At 65.1% G+C, this 1,159-nt stretch carries 1 protein-coding gene; it reads left to right on the top strand.

Going from position 1 to position 1,159, the window contains the following annotated elements:
- Positions 1-1,159, top strand: a 1,159-nt coding sequence (locus tag TU80_RS31065; protein ID WP_156422928.1) for a type VI secretion system Vgr family protein, incomplete at both ends; no start/stop codon positions are given.

Genomic DNA, 1,159 nt, shown 5'->3' with positions numbered 1-1,159 from the left:
TCTACCAGCATCAATCCGTGCCGCAGATCGTCGAAAGCATCCTGCGCAGCCGCCACGACTTTGAAGGCCAGGACTTTCTGTTCAGCCTGAAACGCGACTACCCCAGGCGCGAGCAGGTCATGCAATACGGCGAGAGCGACCTGGCCTTCATCGACCGTCTGCTCGCCGACGTCGGCATCTGGTACCGCTTCACCAGCGACGAACGCCTGGGTATCGATGTGGTCGAGTTCTGCGACGATCAGCGCCTCTACCAGTTCGACATCGCGCTGCCGTATCGCCCGCAATCCGGGTTGGGCAGCAGCGGGCAGGACGCGGTGTGGCACCTGCAATCGAACCACCAGGTGGTCGAACAACAGGTGCATATCCGCGCCTACCACCCCCGCGACGCCGGCGCCCACCTGAGCGGCGAGATCGACCAGAGCCGCGGCGCCAGCGGCACCTACGGCGAGGCCTACCACTACGCCGAGCCCTACACGACCCTCGGCGACCGGCTGGATCAGGACGAAGACCTGCTCAGTGAAAGCGGCTACTTCTACGCACGCCTGCGCCACGAGCGTTACCTCAACGCCCAGACCCAACTCTGCGGCATCACCAGCAGCGCCACGTTGGCGCCGGGGCAGGTGCTGCACATCTCCGGCGGCGCGCCCCAAGCCTTCACACCGGGCGCGGTGATCACCGGCCTGACCACCACCGCCGCCCGCGACAGCAGCTTGGTCGCGACCTTCCAGGCCATACCCTATTCAGACACCGTGTGCTTTCGCCCCGCACTGCAGCCCAAACCCCAAATCGCCGGCACCGTCCCGGCCCGCGTCACCAGCCCACAGGCCAACGACCCCTACGGCCACATCGACCTCGAAGGGCGCTACAAGGTCAACTTCCTGTTCGACCGCGACACCTGGAAACCCGGCGAAGAAAGCCTATGGCTACGCCTGGCCCGCCCCTACGCCGGAGATACCCACGGCCTGCACCTGCCGTTGATTCCCGGCACCGAAGTGGCCATCGCCTTTGAACAAGGCGACCCAGACCGGCCCTACATCGCGCACGCGTTGCACGATAGCCAGCATGTCGATCATGTGACCTTGCGTAACTACAAACGCAACGTGCTGCGTACCCCGGCGAACAACAAGCTGCGGATGGATGACACGCGGGGGCGGGAGCA

It is taken from the genome of Pseudomonas veronii (assembly GCF_001439695.1).
Lineage (GTDB): Bacteria > Pseudomonadota > Gammaproteobacteria > Pseudomonadales > Pseudomonadaceae > Aquipseudomonas > Aquipseudomonas veronii.
Note: the sequence above shows the minus strand (reverse complement) of the source record. Positions and strands in the feature narration are given on the sequence as shown.